A 24,007-nucleotide genomic window follows, 5' to 3' on the forward strand; every position below is an offset into this window, starting at 1 on the left:
AGTACCATCAATGTTAACTCAGTTAAACACAAAAGGATGGTTAGCCCAGCATTATGGCATCTAATCTCACCACAGACTTGCCAAATATTCCCTTAACTAGTTTATTCCACAGGGTTGAAGGTATCCTGAGATCCCTAGCCGTCTCCTCGTCTATTGGGCCAGGCCTTATCTTCATCTCGCTTACAATTCTCCTTATCCCGTAGATGCACTCTGCGAAGACTGGACAGGTCTTGCATTCGTATTTGCTTGATCCCATGTCAATGAAAATTAAGTGGTTTTTAGAAGAGTAGAGAACACCGTTGTCCAGGTCTAGGGATGACTCCCTTGGTATGAACGGGATGACCGCCTTAAAGGATATGGCGTTGTCTTCCACCAGCCCCATTCTCTTGAGGTCCTCCAGGATATAGTAGTAATAGCTCTTGCTCAAGCCCAGGGTCTCCCTTCTATCTGAGGAGAGGACCTTCTGATAGTTTTCAGTCCCAAGTTTGTTGAAGTTCTCTCTGGACAACATGACTACCTTCTCGATTTTTTTAACCGGTCTATCCGTACTGAAAATCCTATAGTCGCACATTGTACTCATGATAATAAAAGATATTAAAATATAAAATCACTTTTTCTCATTAAATTGGGTAAACTTAGTTTAACGGGGTTTACCGCATAATATTTTTAACGAGCTTAACAATTTTTTCATATGCTTCCCTCCTGCAGTCTAAACCATTGTAGCCCTTTCCCTCCAGGACGGAAAGAAACCTACAACCGCCAAAACACAGGGGTAGGAAGGGGCACTCCTTGCACTCTTCCCTAATTCTCAGGGTTTTTCTACCCAAGAGCTTCTCGTTCAAGGTCAAGGTTCCGTCTTCCTCCAGTCTACCCTTAACGTAAAGATGGTTCCCAGTGAAGGCCCAACAAGGGTAGATCTTACCTTCCGGGTCCACAACTATGTCCTCGTCCACGTAAGCTACGCATAGCCCAAGCCTGAAGATGTCCTGAGGTATCTTAAAGCCTCTCTCGTGGGCTTTCTGCCAGAAGGTTAGGAGCACATCTGACTCCGTCTCCCTTGGAATTACATTCTCCCACCACTCGTTCCTGAAGAGGTTGGTGTGGACGAGGTGCGGGTCTAACCTAACGTTTGAAATGCCCTCACTCTTCAACTCATCAAGGAGCTTGTCCACCTCATGGAAGTTGTGGACATCTATGTTAACCCTAAGTACCACTTTTACTCTATCCTGGAGTTCCCTAAGGTTTTTAACTATCACGTCGAATGATCCCCTTCCATCTATGTAATACCTTCTCCTATCATGCACCTCCCTAGGTCCGTCTAGGGTTATTTGGACGTGGGAGAGTCCCAGGGGGGTTAGCCTATCTACCACTCCCTTGGTCAACATGGAGCCGTTCGTTACTAGGCTAAAGGAATAATCAACTCCTGGTAAGGATTTAGATATCTCCTCGATCCTCCTCAGCTCAAGCAGAGGCTCCCCGCCAAAATACGTGACCCTTACCTTCCTTCCGTTGTGGTTCTTGAGGATGTAGTTGATGAACCCTCTGATCACCCTATCAGACACAGACAAGTCCTTCCTGAAGCCCTTCTGGAAGCAATAGGAGCAGTCAAAGTTGCAGTTGTAGGTAAGTAGGAGGGTAGGCTCGAGGATCGGTTTCTTGAGAAAGTTCTCAACGGTATTCTCAAGGTCCCTGAACCCTGATGAGAATCCCTCCTCGATGATCCCCTTAAGGTGACCAGGGACTTCACCCCTCTTGAGGAGTTCTAACTCCTTCTGGTCCAGTTCAATCGCGTACCCTGTGAGCGTATTAAACAAAACGTTGTCAATAAAAACGTTGAACTTGGAAAGAGCCATGGGAGTTTTCACCTCACTCTCCCCAACTTGGGGAGTATCCGCATCTCCCGGCTCTTCTTTCGATCCGGAGCAGTTTTTTAGTTGCCTGCATTAGGTGAGAAGATTGTGGGTTCCCTTTTTCTATTCCTAAGATCATTCCTTCATAAAACACGTTAAAGGTAGTTAATCGTATAACAAGTTTAAATACAATAAAAATGAAGGAAATTCTCATGAGGCTCGTTGTAGGAACGAACTTCGACGATACGTTAGTGGAGAAAATAAGGGAGTATCCAGTTACCCATATGTTCGGAAGCCATACCAAGACGTTGACTGGTCACGGTAGGGCGTCTTTCGTGTTGCCCACGATTGACGACGAAAGGTTTAGAGCCCACCTTGAGGTAGTACACGGTTCCAAGATTAAGTTCCTCTACACTATGAACACTGCGACCCTTAACGGTGGGGAGTACTCAGAGAAGTACTTGACTCGTCTAAGGAATGAAATCGAGAGACTAGTTAACATGGGAGTAGACGGATTTGTCGTGGCGTTACCACTGCTGATAAAGTTAATAAAGAGGGAGCACCCTGATCTGGAGGTATCCATCTCCTCCTATGCTAGGATTTACAACTTGAGGGAGGTCGAGAATTTTGTGGATCTTGGTGCTGATACTGTGATCTTACATGAGGATGACAACAGGAACTTTAGGCTTCTCAAGTCGCTGGAACGGTTCAAAGGTAAGGTCGACTTTGAAGTAATTACCAACAACTCCTGTCTTTGGGGATGCGCCTATAGGAGAACTCACGACATAGTCTCGTCCCAGAGCAGCGCAGAGAACGGGATAATTGCCTGGTTTGAGTACCCCATTCTGTTCTGCGCCACTGACGTGAGGAATGACCTCGCGAACATTGTGAGGATGAGGTGGATAAGACCGGAGGACCTGAGGGTTTATGAGGACCTTGGTATAGACAGGTTCAAGATCGCTGGAAGGAACAAGAGGACAGAGTGGATAGTCAGGGCAGTGAAGGCTTACGCTTCCAGGAAGTATGTAGGAAATCTCCTTGACATAGTGAGCTACCCCCAGGGAAGAGCTGTACCTAAAGTAATGGAGAAGGTAAACGGACCCAAGGACTATGAGCTGTTGAAGGAGGTGTACGTGGACAACCTGAAATTCCCTGAGAACTGGCTATCGTTCTTCAAGTACAACGAGTGTGAGGAGAGGAGTTGCTCCGAATGTAGGTACTGCGATGCCGTAGCCAGACAGGTAATAAACGTGAACGGGATAGAACTGAACAGTTTGAGGTTGAATAGGGTTGAGGTGCCAATAGACCTCATACCGAGGTTTGGGGACAATGGTAAGGATCAATAACATTAGGATCATGGAATTGTTGGAACCTGACTTTTTCGGGGGTGTCCTAAACCACAACCTAGCGGTCGTGGAAAGAGGGCCCTCAGGAGGTCTCATGTTGATTGACACGGGACTCCCAGGTTACCTGGAGACCATCGAAGAGTACCTTAAGTCATGGGGGTTCTCCATCGAGGACGTGTCCGATGTCGTTGTAACCCATTGGCATCACGATCACGCTGGGAATGCGTCCGAAATCAGGAAGCTATCTGGAGCTAAGGTTTACGCTCATTATCTGGAGACATCTTACCTACTAGATCCCCCCACATATCAGATATCGTATGCTGAGGTTACGGAAAGGTTGAAAGTTCCAGAGGAGGACTTCAAGAGAACCATGAGGAGGATAAACGACCTAAAGTACGATCCAGTAATAGTGGACGTTACTTTAAGGGGAGGGGAGGACTTAGCTGGCTTTAAAGTCATACATGTCCCCGGGCATACCCCAGGGCACATAGCGTTATACAATGGGGAAGACCTAGTTGTGGGAGACGCAATGAGGGGGATAGGGGGAGAGCCCACCCCTCCACTGGAGTTCTTCTCATGGGACTACGAACTCTCCTTGGCTTCGTTTAGGAAGCTCTCTTCAATTCCCGCTAAGGTCATTGTCCCTTTCCACGGTGAGGTGATACAGAAGTGGTAGCCCCTTACGTAGTGGTTTTGGAGAGCACTAAGGCGTGTGATTTAGCTTGCAAACATTGTAGGGCAAAAGCCATACCTAACAGGTTGCCAGGTGAGCTGTCCACAGAGGAGGTTAAACGTCTAGTTGATGACCTCTCTGAATCTGGGGTGAAACTTTTCGTAATAAGTGGGGGAGACGCTTTAAAGAGGGATGACTTGTTTGAGATCCTCCGTTACTCCTCTAAGAGGATTACCACTGCCCTTTCACCCAGTGGGAGCAGGATAGACCTTGGAGTGGCGAAGAAGATAATGGAGAGTGGAGTGTCCATGGTGTCCATTAGCATAGACGGACCAGAACACATCCACGATGAATTCAGAGGGGTCAGAGGGGCATTCAAAATGGCAAAGGACGCAGTGAAAGCGCTCAAGAGCGCTGGTATACCGGTTCAGATAAACTCTACAATCAGCAAGTACAACGTCAACGAGCTTGAGCTGTTAAAGGAAACCGTCCTAGGGATGGAACCTGTTTATTGGGATATATTCATGTTGATCCCTACAGGAAGAGCCACGAAAGAGATGATGGTTTCCCCCGAGGAAGGAGAGAGAGTTATGAGGACTGTAGCGCGTTGGAGGACTCAGGGAATTAACGTGAGGATGACGTGCGCCCCATATCTTGTGAGAGTAGTGAACGAGATGGGGGTGAGACCTGTCGCTCCAGACAGAAACTACGGAAGAAGGAGCGTACAAGGGGCTAGGGGATGTATGGCAGGGAATGGTTACGCCTTCGTTGCCTATGACGGTACTGTTTACCCATGCGGGTTCCTCCCAACGCCAGTGGGGAACATAAGGTACAAGAAGTTCAGCGAGATATATGAGAACTCCTTGCTTTTCAAGAGTTTGAGGGACCCATCTAAACTTCAGGGCAAGTGTGGGCTATGCGAGTACAAGACAGTTTGCGGAGGGTGCAGAGCGAGGGCTTTTAGCATAACTGAGGACGTCATGGCGGAGGATCCCTTCTGCACCTACGTCCCAAGCGTTATGAGGTTGAGAGCTTGATAAGCGTATCCAGACTAATTACCAAGAGACCTGAGGAGGCCGACAGGATAAGATATGCCGGTCTCAAGGATAGATACCCCTCTGTGTTAGTATTCAATGTGACCAGAAATTGTAACTTACGGTGTAGACATTGCTATTCGAACTCAGGGACGCAACTGTTCACGGACCTACCTCTCTCATCGTGGTTAAACGCGGTAAAACAAGCGTCCGAAATGGGAGTAAAACACATATTGCTGTCCGGAGGGGAACCCCTGGCTAGGAGAGACATCCACATTATTGCCAAGGAGGCGCACGACCACGGAATTAGGGTGGAGCTCTCCACTAACGGAACTATGGTCACTAGGGAGAGGCTGGAGGAGCTAAAGGGTTACATTGATTACGTAGGAATAAGCGTCGATGGACCCGAGGTGGTTCACGACAAGTTCAGAGGTGTGGATGGAGCCTTTAAGAGAGCTATGAGGGGGATACACCTGTCAAGAGAGATGGGGATCAAGACGGGTCTCAGGTTCACGATAACCAAGGAGAACTACCATTACGTGGACTTCGTCTTCGAGCTGATGAAGAAGGAAGGGATAGACAGAGTATGCTTCTACCACCTAGCTTACGCCGGAAGGGCAGACAGGGAGATGGACATTGACAACTCAACAAGGTTGGGCGTAATTAGAAAGATCGTAGAGTACTCTAGAAGCGGGGAGTGGGAAGTCCTTACCGCTGACAACCCGGTGGACGGGATCCTCATATATAGGTTAACTGGGAGCCAAGCGGTCTTGGAACTTCTCAAGAGAAATGGAGGAAACAAGTCGGGTGAGAGGATAGCCGACGTAACCCCTGAGGGTCTAGTTTACCCAGACCAGTTCACGCCTATACCGTTAGGGAGGATTGAGAATTTAAAGCAGATATGGGATGAGCCCAACCATTTGGTTAAGGAACTTAGGAATAGGAAACTTCACGTTAAGTGCTCCTCTTGTAAATTCTTTGACGTATGCAATGGTGGGCTGAGGGGGAGAGCCCTAGCCCTATATGGTGACCTTTGGGAGAGAGACCCCTCATGCTACCTCCATGAAATAGAAAGAGATTTAGGGCTTAACGACTGACGATTTAAAGATCAGGGGAGAATTTGAAAGGGTATGTCGTATTCTTTAAATGCCACAACGGAGTTGTGGAAACTGGTGGTAGGAAGAGCTTCAAGATAGAGGAAGGACTATACGCTTACGTCGGATCCTGCGGTATCTCTTGCGGAAAGAGGGTATCAAGACACTTGGATCCAGATAAGGAGAAGCTGCATTGGCACGTTGACTACTTATCCAGAATGTGTGAACCTCTTGGTGCGTTGGTGTTAAACGTAGAGGAGAGGACCCTAGCCTCCTATCTTTCCAAATTTCCCTCTGTGAGGGGGTTCGGTTCCACAGACGACAGGGAGAACGAAAGTCACCTTTTCAAAGGAGAAGTTGAAGATATTCTGAGAGTCCTTCTATCTGAGAGGTAAACTAGTGTACTGATTTCCTCCCAGCCATAGCGAGGGTTCCTCTCGTCGATTCTGGTCAACCTCTTCTATCTGATAAAAAGAACAGCAAATCTCGCCCTTTATGCCGGGAAGAGGCCAGACGACTCTTACCAATTTATAAGTTAAACATTTTCATCTAGACTCATCAGTACATAAGTACCTTTAGACGCAATTTTTAGGGTTAGGCATAGCGATATTACTAACAGCCGTTAACTTAAGAACTTTGTATGGGTACCCATGCAATAGGGGTACCCATGCATTTTGTCTTCGGGAAACCTGTTGAAGATCCCTTTGATAAGGAACAAGAGATAGACACTCTGACTAAGCTCATCTCGAGGGGTCTGGGTTTCATAGGATCTCATACTTGATATCAATCCTTAACCCTTGGGCTTCACGGGAGTCGAGCAGGTTTTCCTTCATCCTTCTCCGCCCCATTAGCGGGATAACCCCGACCCACTTAGACGGGGTACCGTCTAGGCGGGGAAACCCGCACATTCTCAGGTAGATGTTCAGGGAAGCGTTCAACTGCCTGTCTAACTTAAACCCACACCTCTGACAGACGAAGGTCTTACCAACCTTTCGGGATATAAACCTACATCTGGGGCAAGACCTTGAGGTAAGGTATGGGTTGACCTCGAAGACGCGAGAACAGCGTAGAATAGCCTTGTACTTGAGTACCTTGTGTATACTCCTCCACACAGTCCTCGAGACCTTCCTAGACAGCTTACCGCTAGCGCTCTTAAACATGTTCTGCTTGTCCAGTCTCTCGACTCCGAAGGTTGTCAATGGGTATAGCTCAAGTAGAGCGTTTACGAACTTATGCACTAAGTCCATAACCCTATTCCTCTCGCGGTGGGAGTACTTCCTCAACAGTCCTTCCCCCTTCTTACCATGCTTTGAGGCGAAGGACTGTACCTTACCCCTTTTCTTTACCATGCTATACTTCAGGGAGAATAGCCCAAGGTAGGGGAGCGCTGAGGTAAAGGCCAACGCGAGGTCTTCTCTTGATAACTTAAAGACCGCAGCCCTAGGCTGCAGCCTGTTTGGTACTAAGATAGTGAATAAGACTATTGGGATGGCTGACTTCCTCCTCGCCATACCTAAGCTTTCTAATCCCATTGATCACTGCTCTGGCATTCCCTTTGGGCTCTTCCCTTAAGTACTAGCGTCCTTCTCGAAAGCCTTTATGCAGTAGTTACTACAGAAGTAGTACACCCTCCTTTGTACATTGTCTTGTACTGCGACTCTTCGTCTACCTCCATTCCGCAGACAGGGTCTGTCATGGTTATCAAATAGATAATAAATAGTAAATAAACTTAATAATAAATTAAAGTAAACTACTATTTAAGAACTTCATCGTGATGAAGAACTGTTTGAGCCGAGCGAATTAAACTCTTTACACACGTCCTCGATTGGCTTATTACCTTCATAATCATATACCCACACCTCGAATAGCTTAGATAACTGTTCAAATAGATCCTCATCGTACTTACCTTTGTTTTTCAACTCAAGGTAGAAATTGATAAAAGCCAGCTTTGTGTCCTCCAAGTAGCTTAGGTCTTCCTTTATGTCCTTTAACAGCACTTTAGCCTTTGAGAATGCCACTCCTACCGCTTTGCAGTCTAGCATAAGAAGAAAGAGGGGAAACTATTTAAAAACCTTGGTTTTGGGCTGAAACGCTCACGCCTTCAACTTTGCTCCACCAAAGCCCCTCTGGCGGCGAATCCCTTTAGCTAAGTATGGCCCTACTGCAGAGAAGACATGATCCTAGGGCACACTAGTGGCAAGAAACCGCCTTTAGCCCGTGCTTCTTGGCTTGTTACTCAGCCCAGGACTGAAGTCTACGGTACTGCGTCAAGTACGGACTATCTCTGAACTGCGACAGTAGCTCCTTCACCCTCTTGATGGGGTTGTTTAAGTCCTCTAGGAAGGTGGCCGAGGCGTTAAGCGAGTTGGCTACCTCTACAACCTACTTCCCGACCTTCCTAGCTGAGTCCTTCAAGTTTTCAGTTTTCCTGTGGTACGACCTTATCCTGCGTAGGACCCTGTTCTCCTTCCACCTTCTATCGTACTTCTGCAGGTTCTCAGCTAGTGACCTGTAGTGTGGGCGTCATCTAGTCTGGTTGAGATCCTAACGTGCTTATCTCCTTTACCTACAAAGAGCTTAGCCACGTTCACGTCTACGGCGAGACCGTCCTTAGCTTCTGTTTCTTTTTATCCCTTGAGGAGAGACCTTTAGGTACGCGTTACTGTCCTACATCAACCTAGCCTCCCTCAACTCTCGATCCTTGTATTCTGACAAGTTCCCATAGGAGCCTAGTATTGCCAACTCACCAACACCAGCTATCCTCACGCCTATCTTGTTAATCAATAGTGTACGACTGTTCTAGCGTTAGCCAGACGGACACGCTGCGTACAGTGGGTACCAACCACATGGGCTGTTCAACCGCGGCCTGTACTTTGCGATGGCGTGCCTATAGCAGTCTATGGCTAACTTGGAGGGTTAAACTCTTGCCTCAGGACTTCGTAAGTACCCTTGTGCATCTCTTTCAGGAACTCCTCGGTCTGTCCTCTCTCAACCGGAGAGGACAAAACGTGGACCTTTTCCATACCTTTCGACCAGACCAGAGGGACTGTGGGGGAAACTTTCTAGAGACTGTAGCTCTGATTTCGTTCTCACTCTTTTTACCCTCCTACCCCAAGTAGGACGTGAAAAGTGCTTGAAGACCTGACCACACCCTGAAGGGCGAGGCTTGCTTTAGCTTTTGTGACCCTCCTTTTTTGGGAAGTTTTTCTTGACTATAGGTAAACCTCCATTAAGCTCCTTTAGGGTGGAGAGGGCAATTGAAACTAAAATTAGTATCCTAACCTTCCTCCAAGGGAACAACTTTCATCAAGTTAATGCGTTTAACTGACGCGCTTAGGAATATCCCTACTAAGGAGACTCATAAATGCGAAGATGAAGGACACGATGGAGTACCCCAACGTTAGAACTACCGCGTCAACTTGGGTCCCAGGGATTGCAGGGAATATCTCCAACGCCTGTACTATTACTGAGGCACCGGGAATACTACCGGCATAAAGGAAAGGAAGCTCCGTCGCTCCCCATGACGGTAAGGAGATGGCTACACTGTTAAACACTTGGTCTCCTGTAAGTCTGGCCACGAAAACTAAAACGGCCCCTATCAGCACGGAACCTATGAGGATAGAGCTGGAAATCAGAAAGGCCAGACTACTTCTCCTCAGCAGTTCCCCAGACATAAACGATATCGCGTAAAAGGTTAGTGACGAGAATATTACGGTCGCAACTAGCCCTGGGAGGTACTGAAGCTCCACCTGGTACCCAAAGAGAATTTCGGAAAGAGCTAGTGCCAGCGTGACCATGAGCATATAGATACTGATCACGAGAATGTAACCACCTATTAACTTACCTAGTCCAAACTTCGCTCTTGTTATTGGCTTCGTTAAAAAGAAGTCGACGGTTCCCTGTTCGTACTCCTCAGAGAGAGATCCAGAGGCAATTGAGATAGCAATGAAGTGGAGTAGAAGACTCTGGGGTAAGAGGACACCAGCCAACCAAAGGATTGGCTGAATTGGAGATATCAGTTGTTCAATTCTAGGACTTCTGACCTCGGAGAGAGCTACGTAAACCCCAACCTCAAAGAAGACAGTAATTGCTATGAGTGATATGACCTTCTTCCTGGCTATTGATCTCCTCAACTCGTATAATATTAGGTTTCCCATCATCTCGCTCCTGCCTCCCTGATAGCCCTCTCGTAAGCCTCCTCCAAGTCTTGGTCGAGGTAGAATGCCTTAATCCTCACTCCCCTTAGGACTAATTCCCTAAGGAGCTCCTCCCTCTCGTCCTTCTGGAGCTCTATCACGAACTTACCGTTACTTTCCTCCAGTCCCTTTACGTACTCCAACCCTTTCAACGCTGAGATCAAGGACTCCCTATCCCTAGTCTCGAGAATAACCCTAACCCCCAAGAACCGCATGACCAACTCTTCAGTCGTTCCCTCGAAGAAGACTTTCCCCCTATAAATGAAGAAGACCTTATCTGCCAGTCTTTTGACCTCCTCTAGTTCGTGGGAGGTCATGAGGACAGTGACCCCTCCTCTCCTCATTTCCATGAGGACTTCCCTCACTTTTAGGTTCAGAACGGGATCTGTACCCACGTTTGGTTCATCCATGATCAGGATCTCTGGGTCTCCAAGGAATGCCTCGGCGAGGGCAATCCTCTGTATCATACCTTTACTGTACTTAGCTATTTTCTTGTTGGCGTTCTCCTTCATATCTACTAAGTCCAAGACCCTGTGAATCTCCTCCCTATTAGCCCCCTTAAGCTTGGCTGAAAATTCCAGGAGTTCTCTACCCGTCATAAATGGGGGTAAGTTAGGTAACTCCTGGACGTAGCCTACCTTCTTGAATACTTCCTTGCTCTTAAAGGGATCTTGCCCCATTATCCTTATCTCTCCCCTGTCTGGGTAGATGAGAGTAGTTACGATTCTCAGTAAGGTTGTCTTTCCGGCACCGTTTGGACCAAGTATTGCTGTTATCTCTCCGCCCGTAACGGACATGGACACGTCATTGAGAGCCAACTTTTCGCCATAGGTCTTCGTAACATTGATCACATCGATGGTCTTCATTTAATCGTGTATGAACTAATAAAGTATAAAAGAATGTGCCAAATAGGAACGTAATTTCCGTCCCAGAAGAGGATTCCCAGTTGTTTATGAGAACTCCAAGTTCGCAACAGTTTGTGGGGTCTTTCGTAGTTACAACTGCCTCCCCGCACTGAAGGGCGAGGCTTCTTTCATCTTTCGCGAATTGGTGAATACTTGTACTGTCTGCTCTTCCCCAAAAGCGTTCTCAGTGATGGGTTAGAGGACTGGTTCGACCTCCCCCAGCCCTAAGAGCTAGGTTTGCCCTTTTTTCATCAATCTAGAATACCTTCATGTTGTTCTGCTTAACTTCAACCTGTTCATTGGTGAAACTAAAGACGGTACATAAAACAAGTTTATAGCTGAGTTGCCGTGACGCTTTAAATTTTTTCACCATGTAGTTTAGTTTTGAACGTGGAGACTCACTTAAACTCTCTTCACCGAGAACCCTACCTACATCCTCTAGCCATAACTCCTTTGGACTAGCTTCTGATACCCTCCCAGTCCTAAAGGATCAGGTTTGTATCTGGTCCTTAATAATTGTAGAGAGTCCTTCGAGTCAAGGGGAATGATGCCTTGTCCTCCAGGATGAGAAGTAGGCAAGCCCATACCAGTATCGTTACTTCTCAAGAGCAACAAAAACCCACTCAACTAGAGACTATCTCGTGGGCAGGGTAGCTTTTTGGGTCTGATGACCCTTAGGTTACAGGGCCTTTAATGATAAAAGAGCGACAAACCTCGCCCTTTGGGGTCTGTTATCCAACGCCGGCCATATGTGCTAGTATGCCTAGCAAGTGGGTTACAAGGGCAGCCCCCAAAGCTAGACCAGTCATCAGTGCTCCTTTCCGCCAAGGCGAGACATCGCTCAACAGACCTATAAGGCTTCCGACCAGGAATGTAACACCTCCTGTTATAGCGTAGGACATAAACAACCCCAAAAGCCCCTGAAGACCAAGGAGGAAAGGTATAACAGGGACTATCGCCCCAAGGATGTAGGATATCGCTGTGGTCTTAACGCTCTCACCAGCGCGGGACTTCTCGTCCTCCACTTCTTCCCCCTTTAGCAACGCCTTTCTCTTAGCGTTGTTCTTTATGTCCTCCTCAGACTTGGAGGACAAGTATGCCCCTATGCTCATGGAAATCATACCAGATACTCCAACTATGAGCCCACCTAAGGCAACGTAAAGGGGAACCGAGAAGATCCCGGCTAAACCTGAGACTGAAGCCAAAACCTCTATCAATCCATCGCTGACTGCATATATCGACTCTCGGACGGAGTCTACGTTGACCTGAGACTGAATTAGGAGATCCTCGTGCATTAGTTCCTGCATCATGATATCCCTAAATCCCTGCCTCTCGGAGTCTGAAAACTCGCCTGACTGGGAGAGCTCGTGATACTTTTCAGCGTCATTGCTTTCCCCGGACTCAGCAATCTTTAACGTTAAAGCCAACCCCAAAACTCTCCTCAACCTGGTGAGCAACCAAAGCTTGAACCTTTCCCATAACCCAAGACCTTCAAGCTCTATCCCCCTGGCCTCTGCCAACTTCCTCCAGAAATCAGCGTGATTTCCCTCCCCCTCTGCCAACTCCTCTAGAACTTCCCTTACCTTTTCGTCTTTTTCCGTCTCAGCTAGGGCAGAGTAGAGCTCCTTGCCGAAGATCTCAGACTTAAAGTTACTCCTCACTAATTGCTCCATGGGTTAATATTGGAATAACTTGTATTTAAGAATTACTCTTATCTAACTCCTTGAGGTATACCTTCTTGAAAGTTGATGGTACGTCCCTGTCTTTTACAGACGCTATCAGGACGCAGCACCAGTCCTTATACTCCTCTGGATTTGCGTCTTTCAGGACAAAGTACTTTAGCCTGTTTGGGGAGGACGTCTCCTCAACTCGTCTGAAGTCGGAATCTGAGTTCATAACAAGGTAGACGTTGTCAGCCTCGACCTCGTGGTTCAAGATGAACCAGCGAACCTTTCTGCCCTTCACTTCCTCCCAAGAGACCCTCGAGGGTGACAACTTGAACCCAGCAGGTGCCCTACCTATAACCTCATCTATCTCCATCAGTTCAATCTTATCGTCGTGTAGGACGAAGACAGCATCCCCCTTTGGGTAGTAAAGGTAGAGTTTGTTCCCTGAACCGCCCAGCAGAATAGTGAACACCTTGTCGTTCAGGTAATTGAGAAAATATTCCTCTGACATTGGGGAGTTTAGTCTAGAGAGAAATAAAAAATGATCCCCTTATACTTCCTTTTCCTTCAGGATGTCGTCAATGATGGTAGTTAGTTTACCGTCTACTTCTATCTTAACCTTTGATGGGTTCCTTTCCTTATATGAGGGAGCGCTTGAGACCAGCCTCTCCTCATACGTCGGGACTAGTTCGTTCTTGTAAAATATGCCTATGGGTATTCTCTCGCCCCACTCCAAGGACTTGACCAACGCCTTGGCCATCTTATCTCCCTCCTCTTCAGGCTTCTTAACCACTGGGTCCCATGACGGGTCGGTGTCAAGTTTGTAGACCCTCTTATCAAAGTACTCCTTTGTGTGAATGTCGTTGTAGGTAGGGCACGGTTGCAACACGTCAATTAGGCTCAGTCCCCTGTGCTTAACTGCAGCTTTGATGGTCTCCTTCAGATGCTTTACGTCGTAGGCGTAGGATCTCGCTACGAAGGTGTAACCCGAGGATATGGCAAGGGCTATTGGGTTAACGTTATCGTTTATGTTAGGTCTTGGAAGGGACTTGGTCTTTTCCCCTCTCCTCAACGTTGGGGACGCTTGCCCCTTGGTCAAGCCGTAAACTCCGTTGTCGTGCAGTATGACAGTTATGTCTACGTTCCTCCTTCCAGCGTTTACGAAGTGGCCAGCTCCGATACCAAGCTGGTCACCATCTCCCCCGTTGACAATAACAGTGAGCTCAGGGTTTGAGAGCTTTATCCCTATGGCGAAAGTCAAAGCCCTACCGTGAAGGGTGTGGACTCCCGAGATGGGAAGTCTGAAGAAGTGAGGGGTCTTACCTGAGCACCCTATTCCGGAGACTATTACCGTGTCCTCTGGGGTAAGTCCTAACTCTGATATAGCCTGTTGCTCAGCGTTTATTATCCCGAAGTTACCGCACCCCGGGCACCAATCGTTCCACTCAGGAACCCAGACCTTAGGCACCGCCATCTAACACCACCCTCCTCTCTCCTTTCAGTGCAAGTTTTATCCCGTTGTACACCTCGTCCCACGTCATGGGTCTCCCGTTCCACTTAAGTATGTAATTGGTCGGCTCAATCCCTGTGCTCAGCTTGTTAACCACCCCGGTCTGGCCCTCGTAGTTGCCCTCCACGTCTATTATGAACTCCTTTCCTGACAAGAGCTTCTTCATCAAGTTCTTAGGATACGGATTGAACATCCTGATCTGTATCACCTCTACCTTAACTCCCTCTTTCTCCAACTGTTCCACCGCGTCTATAACTGCCCCCTTAGGGGACCCCCAAGTCATTATGGCTATCTTGGAGTCCTGATCCCCAAAAACCTTCACTCTGCTCTCCTCGGGTATCTCTGCGTCCGCTGTCCTAAGTTTCTTGAGCCTCTTCTCGTACATCTTGATCCTGTTCTCCGAGTCCTCCGTTATGTGCCCCAGCTCGTTGTGTTCATCTCCTGTGTAGAACATGTACGCCTTTCCCAGGACAGCCCTGGGAGATACACCGTCGTCCGTAAACTTAAACCTCATGAACTCTCCGTCTGGGGTTTGAACGAGCTTACCCCTCTCTGCCCTTAGTTTGTCCATCTCTAGTTCGCTTACGTCAAAGATGGAGTAGGCGTTGGCTATTGCCTTCTCCACAAGATGGATAACTGGTGTCTGGTACTTCTCCGCTAGGTTAAATGCCCAGATAGCGTCCTGGAATGCCTCCACGTGATCTCCTGAAGCTATAACTATCCTGGGGAACTCCCCGTGTCCCACGTGCATTGCAAAGAGGAGGTCAGCTTGCGAGGTCCTGGTCGGTTGTCCCGTGGATGGTCCTCCCCTTATGTAGTAAGTAATGACAACCGGAACTTCGTTCATTCCTGCCCATCCTATTCCCTCAGCCATTAAGGAAAATCCTGGTCCAGAAGTAGCTGTAGCTGCCCTGACCCCGGTCAGTGCGGCTGCAGAGGCCATGTTAATGGCAGCAAGTTCGTCCTCAGACTGGACTACAACAATGGGCCTCTTCCTCTTGTCCCCAGTATCAGGGTCTATGCTCATGACCTCCTGGTGAGCCTCTATGTACACGCTCTCGTCGGAAGCAGGAGTTATGGGATAATAGCTTTGAAAACTCAGACCTCCGAGGATTTTGCCCATGGCTACCGCAGTGTTACCGTCCACCTGTATCCTCCTACCGGACTTGGGTAACTCCTTGAAGTCGTACATGGGTTTTATTCCAGACATCACGTTCTCCGCCGCCAAACTATTGATCTTCACAAAGGTCTCCTGTTTGAAAGTTCTCTTCAAGGCATCAATGAGGAAGTCTTTCCTCAACCCAGTTAGGGCAAAGGATGCTGCTATAGCTGCAGTGTTCTTTGCCCTCTCAGCTACTGACATGGGTATCCCCAAGGACTCAGCGGTCTTCTTTACTATGTCGTCGTAATCCAGCTCGATGACCTTCACCCCCTGGCTCTCGGCATACTTGAGTGCGTCTCCAACCGTGTCCCCTAGCCCTTTAGACTTAAGGAACTCCTTTATCCTCTCCTGGATTTCGGGCTCCATGCTTTGAACCCTATCTATTTTGGTGTCCCTTACTCCCCTGTTGTAGATTATGACTCCTTTTACTTCAGCGAAGTGTTGAAACACAGTCTCAGCGTCAAAGGTAGCCAATATGTCCACTGTACTGGAGATGCTCCTCGCCCTTCTATCGCTTATTGTTAGGTTGAAGTAGCTGTGCCTCCCCTTTATGTTAGAGTAGTATTCCCTGTTTCCATATATGTAGTACCCGGCTGACGCCAGGGCCGCTCCGAAAATGTTAGCTGATGTATCTACACCTGTCCCCTGGGCTCCTCCAATTTCCCAAGTTATCCTCATAATTCTCTAATGATAATATGCTTTGATGGGTATTAAAGTGAATCTGCGAATGATTATAAGTACGTTCCCTTTCATTTAAATTTCTGAACAAATCTAATGAAAAAACTAGTACTATCATGATAAATAAAGGGTGATGTGCGGGGAAGGGACTCGGACGAGGATCTCATAAGCTTGGACTGATCTGTCCTGTAGTGGCACAACAAAACCCACTTATATCGGGGGGCAGATGATTACTAGAAATGAAGGAAGTTAGCGTTCAGGACGCGGTTTACTTAAAGCTTGAAGCGTTGTCCCTTCAGACTAGGAAAAGTATATCAGAATTGGTGGCAGACTTAGTCCTAGGTCTCTTGGGAGAGGAGGAAAAGTTTTCGTTTCTCCAAGAGTTAAGCGTGGAGATGGAGGAAGAGGGCGAGAGACTTAGAAAGGAAGGAGACCTCATAAATTCAGGGGAAGCTTTCTGGAGGTCCCTCTCTTACCTAATGAGGGCCGTTGGACTTAAGGTGGGCCTAGACGTCTCAAGTTATCAAGACCATTACTCCCTTGTGGAGTACCTAGCGTATAAGACTGGGAACAACTCCCTCATTATCAGCTTCGTTAACGCCGAGAGGCTCCACGGAGAGTTTCACCCGAGACCGCAGAACCCGGAGGAGTTTGAATTTAGAGTCAAACACTTGAAATCGTTACTTAATGAACTAAGAAATTTAATTGACAGACACAATCTTTTGGTATGAGACGACTCGACGTCCACGAGTTATTGACAGGAAGAGGAACGTTTGTAGACGACGTGAACTTCAAGGGTTACTATGGGGTTTTCGTAAGAAGTCCATACCCCCACGCATACGTGAAGAGGATAGACTACAGCGATGCTACAAAGAGAGGGGCCCTTGTTCTAACCGGGAGGGACATGTTGGTGTCAAAGGGAGGGGAGGAGGATAGGGAGGGATCAGCCCTAAGCTCAACTCCACTTGCCATCAAGAAGGTCAGGTACGTGGGTGAGCCCGTGATCTTCGTGATGGCCAAGGACCTTTACGAGGCTATGGACCTAGCTGAGACCGTTCAGGTGGATTATGAGGAGATCCAACCAGTCAACGACATTGACGAGGCTCTTGGAGGTGAGTCCCTAGTATTTGAAGAGCTTGGAACTAACTTGGTGGGGAATAAGGTTTTCGAGTTCGGTAGCATCCCGAGGGACAAAGAAGTTGACCTTGAACTATACTGGTCTAGATCTTCAGGGAACCCCATGGAGAACTTTGGTGTAGTGGCATTCCCTGAGAAGTGGGGGGTCAGACTTATAGCCAACATGCAAGCACCTAACTTTCTCGCCAAGGAGATTTCAAAAGCGCTTAACCTCAAGGTTATTGCAGAACCCATAAGACAAGGAGGTAGTTTCGGAGCTAAGTTCTCCCTTCTAAACTACGCCACCATAGTTACATTCGCTTCGTGGAAATTTAAAGTACCAGTCAAGTGGATTGAGACTAGATCGGAGCACCTTGTGGCTTCAGGGAGCTCAGGACCAGAGAGGAAGTTTAAGGTAAGGGCAACGTTCTTATCAGATGGGACTGTAACTGGGCTTGACGTAAAGGTGTGGGAGGACCTAGGAGCCTCTACCTCAGGTGGTCAGGCCTTTAAGCCCACCGGTATCTTGGCTGGACCTTACTCCGTGAGGAACATAAGGTACGAGGTCAACTTAGTAGCTACGAATAAGAACCCTCCAGGAGCCTTTAGGGGTGCCGGGACACCTCCCCACACCTGGGCCCTGGAAAGGGTCATGGACGCTGTCGCTGACGAGCTGAAGATGCGTAGGGAAGAAGTTAGACAGAGAAACCTGATCAAGTCCTTCCCATATGAGGCGCCCTATGCCCTCTACGACTCTGGAAACCCAGGGGAATTAATGAGGATGGCTTTGTCTAGAAGTGACATCTTCTCCCTAAGGGAGAAGGGGTACGGAGTAGGGATAGCCTGCTCTACAGACCCCAGTACTCCATCTGGGCAGGAGGAGGTTAGACTGTCGGTTAAGGAGGGAAAGGTTGTGGTGGGTATTGGATACGGACCTGAGGGACAGGGTAACGAGCACACCGCGATTAAGCTAACTTCAGAACTCTTGGGAGTTCCTACGGATGTTGTATCGGTTGAGACCCTGGACTCATCCACCATGAGCTCCAGTTTTGGCCCAGGGGGTAGCAGGATGGCAGTCTTCATGGCTGGGGCTATTAGAGGTGCAACTGAGGAGCTAGTAAGGAGAATTAGGGTCAGACTAGAAAGAGAGACAGGAGACTCAGTGTCCTACCGCAACGGTGTGTTCTTACTGGAGAAGGAGAGAAAGGAGATACCCCTTACCCAGATCAACGAGAACGCTAGTTACACCTTCTCTCTTCATGGCAAGTCTAGGTTTAACGCCTATCCCTTCGCCGTAGATCTAGCAGTGGTAAAAATGGACCAGGAGACGGGGATGATAAGACCAGTCAAGCACGTGGTCTACATTGATCCGGGGACCCCCATAGACGAGGACCTGGTGAAGGAACAAGTGACTGGAGGGACATACATAGGTATTTCCATAGCGCTATACGAGAGCTATAGATATCAGGATGGAAGACCCTTAGTTGCTAGCTTATCGGATTACAATATGCCCACTGCGGTGGAAATTCCTGATATTGAGGTGAATTTGGTTCCTTATCCGTCACCTTACACACCGATGGGAGCCAAAGGAATAGGGGAAATTCCAGTTGGAGTCGCAGCAGCTGCCGTTACGTCCGCTGTGGAAGACCTCATAAAGAGGAGAATAACTAGGGTTCCAATCCAGCTGGAATAAGTTTTTTGATATACCGTTTATGAAAACAAGTTATATTTTCGATCGACCTTGAACTAAATCTATCCCTGTGTTAACGTCCGTTAAGACCCATTGACCTATATGGACTTGTAACTTTTTCCAGGGACTAGTTAAGACATATGGTGTAAGTAAAGTTATGGACAATCTACACGGATGCGTCCCCTTCTTATACCCATTATGACTTAACACTAGGAAGAAGATAGCCAGTACCTTCCTTAATGAGGACTGTTTAACGCTCCATAATGGGCCCAAGCCCTCCTCGCGTTGCACGAGTGAGGATTCGGTGGTCCCTGCTTTCAAATGACTAGCCACGTAAATTACGGAACTGTGAAGTCTAAAACCCACTTAAGGAGACGTTCAAATCTTGCTGACAAAGGCCTCTACTATCTCCCTCCCCAAAATATTTTTCTTTTTATAGTCATAATATAAAGATGCTTTAGATCTAGCACTTAGTGTACCTCCCTTTAGAACGTCCTTACTGTCTGCCTTTCCCTTCACTATCTCAAAGAAAATCTCCTCTCCTTCTCTCTTAACTTTTACTTCATTATCCCATAACTTAAGGTTCATTGCCAAGACAGAGCTGAAGATAGTGTAGTTTGTAAGATAGAAGTTCAGGACAACTCTCCCACTAGTTAGGGAGTCAACTGACTTGTTCTCTATGAATATGTTTCTCTTCTTCTCCATCTTTACTACCTTCCCTCCACTGAACTCCACTACAATGTCGTCCTCCTCCCTAGAACTTATCGCTCTATCTAGGCTCTCATAGGAGTCGTAGGGCAAAAAAGAGAGCCTAAGCCTTCCCTGGTTCACTATTACCTTTGGAGGGACTTGGTTGTTCTCCACGAAGGTGACCGATATCTGGGATTCCGGCAAGGCATAGTAGGGAAATTCAATGATGTCCTTACGGATTTCATTTAATTTTTCCATTACAGCTTTAATAAAAAGATCTCTATTATTTTCATATAACTTATATAAATAGCCTAGAGGATTTTCTAGAGATTTAATAAGCTCTTTAAGTAAATCGTCTTCGAGATAAAAAGAAACAATAGGAACTAAATTCATTTCGGATGAGAGCGTTGAAGCTATCTCGGCCATACGCCTTGATAGGGTGTTGCTCAGAAATGCCTGAATTGATTTAGGCTCCATGGGAGAAACTCCTCACTGAAAATAAATATTTGTCGCCAACTTTGACATTTTTCAGTTATTTATTGAAATATCACTCAGTGGAACGGGTTTAAAACATCTTTTCCCAGATATTTCTCAATCGAAATGGGGAAGAACGAAGAAGGCTTTCGCTCTGGCTTTTATAGAGGAATACCCTACTACGTCATAGAGCAAAAATGAAGAGCTCCATATTAGCCCTAATCGCTCTAGTCGCTCTAGGGTCAGGTATTGCAGCGTCCTCGGTAGCTGGGTTCGGTCCCCTAGCATATATATCATATCATATAATAACAGCACAGGAACAAAATGCCAATATAACTATTATTCCAGCTAACATAAATTTAGGTAATTTAACGCCAGGAATGAAAGGAAATGTTACTGTAAATGCCACAATAACCTTGAGTAAATCGGATAATTATACGGTGATGTTGCTTCACGTGGAGAAACTAAGAAAAGCGTTCTCGGAGTTTAAGGTAATGATTAGTCTAGGTAATGAGACGTTTAACGTAAGTCTTGATAAACCTTACCACGTTTTGTACCTGCAGAACGGTACCTATCACGTATACGTTACCATATTCTACAAGGTTTCCAATAATCCTAAGGGGGATCTAAACGTTAACAACGAGCCCTTACTTATAATACATCCTGGAATAGCCCACGATCACCACGACCATGACCATGATAACGGTAATCATGATAACGGTAATCAAGGTAAGGATCAGGATAACGAGAACGAGAGTAGTTGATATTCGTCTCGTCTCTAAAGTTAAAGCATTTTTTATAAAGTCCCAATAATCTTCTGCACGATTTAATTTTTTGAGTCTAGTTCTTCCACCGAAAACTGGACAATCTCCTTCATCCTTTCCAACCTTATTTGGAGATAGGATATTGGGTCTATATCAGCTATGGTGTAGCCATCTTCCTCACCCATCTCAGCCACTACCTTAAGATCCACTATGTCTCCTCTCTTGTAGGGGACTACAGCTATGCTACCTCCTGCAAAGTTAGGTATTTCGACGGCGTTGGCGTTAACTACAGCTATCCTGTTCTCAAGAGACCTCATCCTGACGTAATCCCTCCACCTGTCCATACCATCCCTCCTTATCTTGGAAGGGACTAAAATTATTTCCACCCCCTTGAGCAAAAGTGACCTCGCCACTTCAGGAAAGTCCAAGTCGTAACAGATGACCACCCCTATCTTGACCCCATTTGCGGAAAAGTACGTAGCGCTGGTCCCTGGGAGAAGCCTGCCCTTTTCCCTCCCGAAAAGGTGTATTTTTTTCGCCAGACCTAAGATTTGGCCCCTGGGGGAAATAACGGGAGAGATTACGGAAACCTCGTCCTCAACAGCCCCAGGTATAATGAAGGCGGTGTACCTGACTGCAAGCCTCTGTAGGTCAGTAAGTGGTAGCTCATCGATGGATTTTACCCATTTTTCAGGTAAGAGGACAACCTGAGAGCCTCCCTGAAGTGCCTTCTCAGCGTTCCTAATTGCCGAATCCTTGCTAGTAGGCTGAACTATTCCTATTTTCAAATTACCTCTTCCTTATCACCCTTCTTCTCCTGGATTCTCTTTAACTTTTTGATCAGCCTTTGCTCTAACGTATCCACAGCCCTCTTCACTGCTGCAACAGGATCCCTATCGCTCTCGTTGGCGATGAAGTTCCCTATCTTGGTCGCGACGTTTACCGATACCTTGTAGAGAGGTCTCCCTTGACTGGAAGCCTCTTCCTTGAACGAGACCTTAAAGTTGTCAACGTCTACGAACTTCTCCAGCTTAGAGAGGTACCTCTCCAAGACACCGTCCAGCTGCGCCTTAAGTTCCTTATTCCTCAGACCTGTGGTGAGCTTAGCCTCGATTGGCATGGATAGGTGGAACTTGGACTCCAAGGATCTAATTAAGTCCACCCCGCTAATTACTCCCACGACTACCTCCCCCTCCATCACGGGGGCTCCAGATATCTTATTCTTCAACAACTTCTCAGCTACAGTCCTCAGACCGTCTTTACCGTTCACCGTTATGACGTTAGTGACCATTATATCCTTTACGGGGCTAGCCATTATCCTCTCCTCCTCTGACAGTATGGATGCCCTCTTCCTCTCACTTAGGGGGGTATACAAAGCGTTGACTATGTCCCTCGTAGTCACAATCCCCACAAGCTTCTTATCAGAAAGTATAGGTATCCTTGTAATGTTATCCCTGACCATGGTCCACCTCGCCTTGGCGATCGAGTCCTCCGGTCCAAGGATCACAGGAGGAGAGGACATGTAACCCCTCGCGGTCCCAGAGTCCAAGTGACCGTTGCTTATCAAGTAAGATAGTACCTGCTCCCTGGTAATCATCCCAACCAAGTTCCTGGAGTTATCAGTCACTGGTATGGCGCGAGCCTTAGTGGAATAGAACTTAACAACTACCTTCGCGAAATCGTCGTTTTTGGATAGGGAGATCACCGGTGAGGTCACGTTGGCCACCCTTGTCTCCAGGTTGACCCGTCTCTTTATCAACTCCTTGAAGCTTAGGATACCGACGAGTCTCTTATTGTAAACTACAGGGACTACCCACTGGTTCACCTCCTTCATCTTGTTTAGAATGTCTTTCAACTTATCATCCGATTTAGCCACCAGAGAGGGTGAAATCATGAGTTCTGTGGCGCTCATACAGTATCGTGTAATCTTTTAATTTACTGAATTATAAAATCTACTAGGATGCACAGAACAGCGTTCGTTTGGGATGATAAGTATCTAAACTACTCCTTCCCTGGGGATCATCCCTTCAAGTCGATCAGGGAGAGCAGGGCTAAGAAGTATATGGAGGAGAGGGGGTTCTTCCACGTAGTGGAGATGGTGAAACCGGATGAGCCCGATGAGAGTTTACTTCTCTCTGTCCACTCTGCGGATTACGTTGATTTCGTGAAGTCTATGAGCGTATTGGGGGAAGGCCTACTGGACTACGGGGATACACCCGCCTTTAAAGGGGTGTATGAAAGCGCCCTGATCAGGGTAATGGGGAGCGTGACGGGCGTGAGACTGTTGAGCAGAGGGTTCGATCATGCCGTTAACGTTGGAGGGGGTCTACATCACGCCCAAAGGAGGTCAGCCTCTGGTTTCTGTGTGTTTAATGACGTCGCAATAGCCGCCCTGGAAGGTAAGAAGTATTTCAACAAGGTCGCCATTGTGGATGTGGACGGACACCACGGGGATGGTACGCAGGCTTTACTATATGACGATCCAGATGTACTCAAAATATCTCTCCATATGTACCACAGGGGGTTCTTCCCGGGGTCGGGGGACGTTAACGAAACAGGGGAAGGTGAAGGGAAAGGGTACACCGTCAACGTGCCTCTTCCCCCTGGCACTGGGGACGACGCCTACCTGTATACTTTCGAAAACGTCGTGTTACCCCTGCTGCAGAGATTTAGGCCTAATCTCATTATAATTCAGGAAGGAGGGGACTCCCACTTTGACGACCCCCTCGTAGAGCTCAAGCTTAGTACCAGGGGATATCTCTCACTGATAAGGAAACTTCATGAGTTTTCCCACAGCCAGGGAAACGGGAAGATCCTCCTGTTAGGGGGAGGAGGATATAACTACGATGCTACGGCCAGAACGTGGGTCGTGTCTGTGGCTGAACTGGCAGGGATTGAGGAGCAAGAGGTGGAATCCCTTCACGACTGCTGCCTGACTAGCTCATCCCCCTTCGTTATGGAGAGGGTGAAGGAAGTAGTTAAGAGAGTGAAGGAAGTACACGGTATCCCTTGAGGTCGTCTACTGAACAAAAGCTTCAAGCTTTGAGGATTGTCCCTTACGTGAGCTAGGTTACCTGACCACCTCCCTACCTTAGAGGGCCAGTCTGCCGTATTTTTATTAAAGTGTGAATGCGACGAGGTCAACCAAATAAATCGAC

At 47.4% G+C, this 24,007-nt stretch carries 22 protein-coding genes and 1 pseudogene; 10 read left to right on the forward strand and 13 right to left on the reverse strand.

From position 1 onward, the window contains the following. Positions 1-40: 40 nt before the first annotated feature. Positions 41-580: a hypothetical protein gene (locus GWK48_RS07915; protein ID WP_246263780.1), complete on the reverse strand. Its 540-nt coding sequence runs from the start codon at positions 578-580 to the stop codon at positions 41-43. 70 nt (positions 581-650) lie between these two features. Then, positions 651-1,853: a radical SAM/SPASM domain-containing protein gene (locus tag GWK48_RS07920; protein WP_174631169.1), complete on the reverse strand. Its 1,203-nt coding sequence runs from the start codon at positions 1,851-1,853 to the stop codon at positions 651-653. A gap of 209 nt (positions 1,854-2,062) precedes the next feature. Between GWK48_RS07920 and GWK48_RS07925 the strand changes: the two genes are divergently transcribed. Genes GWK48_RS07925 through GWK48_RS07945 form a run of 5 tightly spaced genes read left to right on the forward strand, consistent with a single transcriptional unit; the run spans position 2,063 to position 6,392 of the window. Further along, positions 2,063-3,196 carry a peptidase U32 family protein gene (locus tag GWK48_RS07925; protein ID WP_174631171.1) on the forward strand — a complete coding sequence of 378 codons (1,134 nt, stop codon included), beginning with the start codon at positions 2,063-2,065 and terminating at the stop codon, positions 3,194-3,196. After that, complete coding sequence (locus GWK48_RS07930; RefSeq protein WP_174631173.1) at positions 3,180-3,872, forward strand: MBL fold metallo-hydrolase; 693 nt, start codon at positions 3,180-3,182, stop codon at positions 3,870-3,872. The genes GWK48_RS07925 and GWK48_RS07930 overlap by 17 nt, the downstream gene beginning before the upstream one ends. Next, positions 3,866-4,906, forward strand: a complete 1,041-nt coding sequence (locus GWK48_RS07935) for a radical SAM/SPASM domain-containing protein (RefSeq protein WP_174631175.1) — start codon at positions 3,866-3,868, stop codon at positions 4,904-4,906. The genes GWK48_RS07930 and GWK48_RS07935 overlap by 7 nt, the downstream gene beginning before the upstream one ends. Next, positions 4,903-6,000, forward strand: a complete 1,098-nt coding sequence (locus tag GWK48_RS07940) for a radical SAM/SPASM domain-containing protein (protein WP_174631177.1) — start codon at positions 4,903-4,905, stop codon at positions 5,998-6,000. The genes GWK48_RS07935 and GWK48_RS07940 overlap by 4 nt, the downstream gene beginning before the upstream one ends. 23 nt (positions 6,001-6,023) lie before the next feature. After that, positions 6,024-6,392, forward strand: coding sequence for a GIY-YIG nuclease family protein (locus GWK48_RS07945; RefSeq protein ID WP_174631179.1), 369 nt, complete (start codon positions 6,024-6,026; stop codon positions 6,390-6,392). 366 nt (positions 6,393-6,758) lie between these two features. Here the strand turns inward: GWK48_RS07945 and GWK48_RS07950 are convergent. Both GWK48_RS07950 and GWK48_RS07955 read right to left on the reverse strand, forming a co-directional pair. Next, positions 6,759-7,367, reverse strand: a pseudogene (locus tag GWK48_RS07950) (zinc ribbon domain-containing protein); the annotation flags it as partial. Between the two features lie 396 nt (positions 7,368-7,763). Next, positions 7,764-8,039, reverse strand: a complete 276-nt coding sequence (locus GWK48_RS07955; RefSeq protein WP_174631181.1) for a hypothetical protein — start codon at positions 8,037-8,039, stop codon at positions 7,764-7,766. Positions 8,040-8,314: 275 nt separating this feature from the next. Here GWK48_RS07955 and GWK48_RS07960 point away from each other — a divergent pair, with 275 nt between their 5' ends. Then, positions 8,315-8,512, forward strand: a complete 198-nt coding sequence (locus tag GWK48_RS07960; protein WP_174631183.1) for a hypothetical protein — start codon at positions 8,315-8,317, stop codon at positions 8,510-8,512. 805 nt (positions 8,513-9,317) lie between these two features. On the opposite strand, the gene GWK48_RS07965 is transcribed toward GWK48_RS07960, so the two are convergent. The 6 genes from GWK48_RS07965 to GWK48_RS07990 form a co-directional block, all read right to left on the reverse strand. After that, positions 9,318-10,154, reverse strand: coding sequence for an ABC transporter permease (locus tag GWK48_RS07965; protein ID WP_343043975.1), 837 nt, complete (start codon positions 10,152-10,154; stop codon positions 9,318-9,320). Beyond that, entirely contained in the window at positions 10,154-11,059 is a 906-nt protein-coding gene (locus tag GWK48_RS07970; protein ID WP_174631187.1) for an ABC transporter ATP-binding protein, read from the reverse strand. Before GWK48_RS07970 ends, GWK48_RS07965 begins: the two co-directional genes overlap by 1 nt. Before the next feature lie 770 nt (positions 11,060-11,829). Beyond that, on the reverse strand, positions 11,830-12,771 hold the full coding sequence (locus tag GWK48_RS07975; RefSeq protein WP_174631189.1) for a VIT1/CCC1 transporter family protein: 942 nt from the start codon (positions 12,769-12,771) through the stop codon (positions 11,830-11,832). Positions 12,772-12,796: 25 nt separating this feature from the next. Next, positions 12,797-13,276, reverse strand: coding sequence for a hypothetical protein (locus GWK48_RS07980; RefSeq protein WP_174631191.1), 480 nt, complete (start codon positions 13,274-13,276; stop codon positions 12,797-12,799). A gap of 39 nt (positions 13,277-13,315) precedes the next feature. Then, positions 13,316-14,239 carry a 2-oxoacid:ferredoxin oxidoreductase subunit beta gene (locus GWK48_RS07985; RefSeq protein ID WP_174631193.1) on the reverse strand — a complete coding sequence of 308 codons (924 nt, stop codon included), beginning with the start codon at positions 14,237-14,239 and terminating at the stop codon, positions 13,316-13,318. Beyond that, complete coding sequence (locus tag GWK48_RS07990; protein WP_174631195.1) at positions 14,226-16,115, reverse strand: 2-oxoacid:ferredoxin oxidoreductase subunit alpha; 1,890 nt, start codon at positions 16,113-16,115, stop codon at positions 14,226-14,228. Before GWK48_RS07990 ends, GWK48_RS07985 begins: the two co-directional genes overlap by 14 nt. A 239-nt stretch (positions 16,116-16,354) precedes the next feature. On the opposite strand from GWK48_RS07990, the gene GWK48_RS07995 reads away from it, so the two are divergent. Beyond that, positions 16,355-16,846, forward strand: a complete 492-nt coding sequence (locus GWK48_RS07995) for a PaREP1 family protein (protein WP_174631197.1) — start codon at positions 16,355-16,357, stop codon at positions 16,844-16,846. Further along, positions 16,843-18,924, forward strand: a complete 2,082-nt coding sequence (locus GWK48_RS08000) for a xanthine dehydrogenase family protein molybdopterin-binding subunit (RefSeq protein ID WP_174631199.1) — start codon at positions 16,843-16,845, stop codon at positions 18,922-18,924. The genes GWK48_RS07995 and GWK48_RS08000 overlap by 4 nt, the downstream gene beginning before the upstream one ends. A 375-nt stretch (positions 18,925-19,299) precedes the next feature. Here the strand turns inward: GWK48_RS08000 and GWK48_RS08005 are convergent, their stop codons facing one another. Continuing rightward, positions 19,300-20,088, reverse strand: coding sequence for a hypothetical protein (locus GWK48_RS08005; protein WP_174631201.1), 789 nt, complete (start codon positions 20,086-20,088; stop codon positions 19,300-19,302). A gap of 194 nt (positions 20,089-20,282) precedes the next feature. Here GWK48_RS08005 and GWK48_RS08010 point away from each other — a divergent pair, with 194 nt between their 5' ends. Further along, positions 20,283-20,849, forward strand: a complete 567-nt coding sequence (locus GWK48_RS08010) for a hypothetical protein (protein ID WP_174631203.1) — start codon at positions 20,283-20,285, stop codon at positions 20,847-20,849. Between the two features lie 62 nt (positions 20,850-20,911). On the opposite strand, the gene GWK48_RS08015 is transcribed toward GWK48_RS08010, so the two are convergent. Both GWK48_RS08015 and GWK48_RS08020 read right to left on the reverse strand, forming a co-directional pair. Further along, a complete protein-coding gene (locus tag GWK48_RS08015; RefSeq protein WP_174631205.1) occupies positions 20,912-21,637 on the reverse strand; it encodes a carbon-nitrogen hydrolase family protein in 726 nt (241 codons plus the stop codon). Beyond that, entirely contained in the window at positions 21,634-22,761 is a 1,128-nt protein-coding gene (locus GWK48_RS08020; protein WP_174631207.1) for a CBS domain-containing protein, read from the reverse strand. The genes GWK48_RS08015 and GWK48_RS08020 overlap by 4 nt, the downstream gene beginning before the upstream one ends. Positions 22,762-22,809: 48 nt before the next feature. Between GWK48_RS08020 and GWK48_RS08025 the strand changes: the two genes are divergently transcribed. Then, positions 22,810-23,862 carry an acetoin utilization protein AcuC gene (locus GWK48_RS08025; RefSeq protein WP_174631208.1) on the forward strand — a complete coding sequence of 351 codons (1,053 nt, stop codon included), beginning with the start codon at positions 22,810-22,812 and terminating at the stop codon, positions 23,860-23,862. The last annotated feature ends 145 nt before the right edge of the window (positions 23,863-24,007 follow it).

The sequence above is a fragment of the Metallosphaera tengchongensis genome, from assembly GCF_013343295.1.
GTDB classification, from domain to species: Archaea; Thermoproteota; Thermoprotei_A; order Sulfolobales; family Sulfolobaceae; genus Metallosphaera; species Metallosphaera tengchongensis.

Bases quoted from the DNA above. Each gene is read 5' to 3' on its own strand.
- GWK48_RS07915 (WP_246263780.1), bottom strand. From the start codon at position 580: ATGAGTACAATGTGCGACTATAGGATTTTCAGTACGGATAGACCGGTT.
- GWK48_RS07920 (WP_174631169.1), bottom strand. From the start codon at position 1,853: ATGGCTCTTTCCAAGTTCAACGTTTTTATTGACAACGTTTTGTTTAAT.
- GWK48_RS07925 (WP_174631171.1), top strand. From the start codon at position 2,063: ATGAGGCTCGTTGTAGGAACGAACTTCGACGATACGTTAGTGGAGAAA.
- GWK48_RS07930 (WP_174631173.1), top strand. From the start codon at position 3,180: ATGGTAAGGATCAATAACATTAGGATCATGGAATTGTTGGAACCTGAC.
- GWK48_RS07955 (WP_174631181.1), bottom strand. From the start codon at position 8,039: ATGCTAGACTGCAAAGCGGTAGGAGTGGCATTCTCAAAGGCTAAAGTG.
- GWK48_RS07960 (WP_174631183.1), top strand. From the start codon at position 8,315: ATGGGGTTGTTTAAGTCCTCTAGGAAGGTGGCCGAGGCGTTAAGCGAG.
- GWK48_RS07965 (WP_343043975.1), bottom strand. From the start codon at position 10,154: ATGGGAAACCTAATATTATACGAGTTGAGGAGATCAATAGCCAGGAAG.
- GWK48_RS07970 (WP_174631187.1), bottom strand. From the start codon at position 11,059: ATGAAGACCATCGATGTGATCAATGTTACGAAGACCTATGGCGAAAAG.
- GWK48_RS07975 (WP_174631189.1), bottom strand. From the start codon at position 12,771: ATGGAGCAATTAGTGAGGAGTAACTTTAAGTCTGAGATCTTCGGCAAG.
- GWK48_RS07980 (WP_174631191.1), bottom strand. From the start codon at position 13,276: ATGTCAGAGGAATATTTTCTCAATTACCTGAACGACAAGGTGTTCACT.
- GWK48_RS07985 (WP_174631193.1), bottom strand. From the start codon at position 14,239: ATGGCGGTGCCTAAGGTCTGGGTTCCTGAGTGGAACGATTGGTGCCCG.
- GWK48_RS07990 (WP_174631195.1), bottom strand. From the start codon at position 16,115: ATGAGGATAACTTGGGAAATTGGAGGAGCCCAGGGGACAGGTGTAGAT.
- GWK48_RS07995 (WP_174631197.1), top strand. From the start codon at position 16,355: ATGAAGGAAGTTAGCGTTCAGGACGCGGTTTACTTAAAGCTTGAAGCG.
- GWK48_RS08000 (WP_174631199.1), top strand. From the start codon at position 16,843: ATGAGACGACTCGACGTCCACGAGTTATTGACAGGAAGAGGAACGTTT.
- GWK48_RS08005 (WP_174631201.1), bottom strand. From the start codon at position 20,088: ATGGAGCCTAAATCAATTCAGGCATTTCTGAGCAACACCCTATCAAGG.
- GWK48_RS08010 (WP_174631203.1), top strand. From the start codon at position 20,283: ATGAAGAGCTCCATATTAGCCCTAATCGCTCTAGTCGCTCTAGGGTCA.
- GWK48_RS08020 (WP_174631207.1), bottom strand. From the start codon at position 22,761: ATGAGCGCCACAGAACTCATGATTTCACCCTCTCTGGTGGCTAAATCG.
- GWK48_RS08025 (WP_174631208.1), top strand. From the start codon at position 22,810: ATGCACAGAACAGCGTTCGTTTGGGATGATAAGTATCTAAACTACTCC.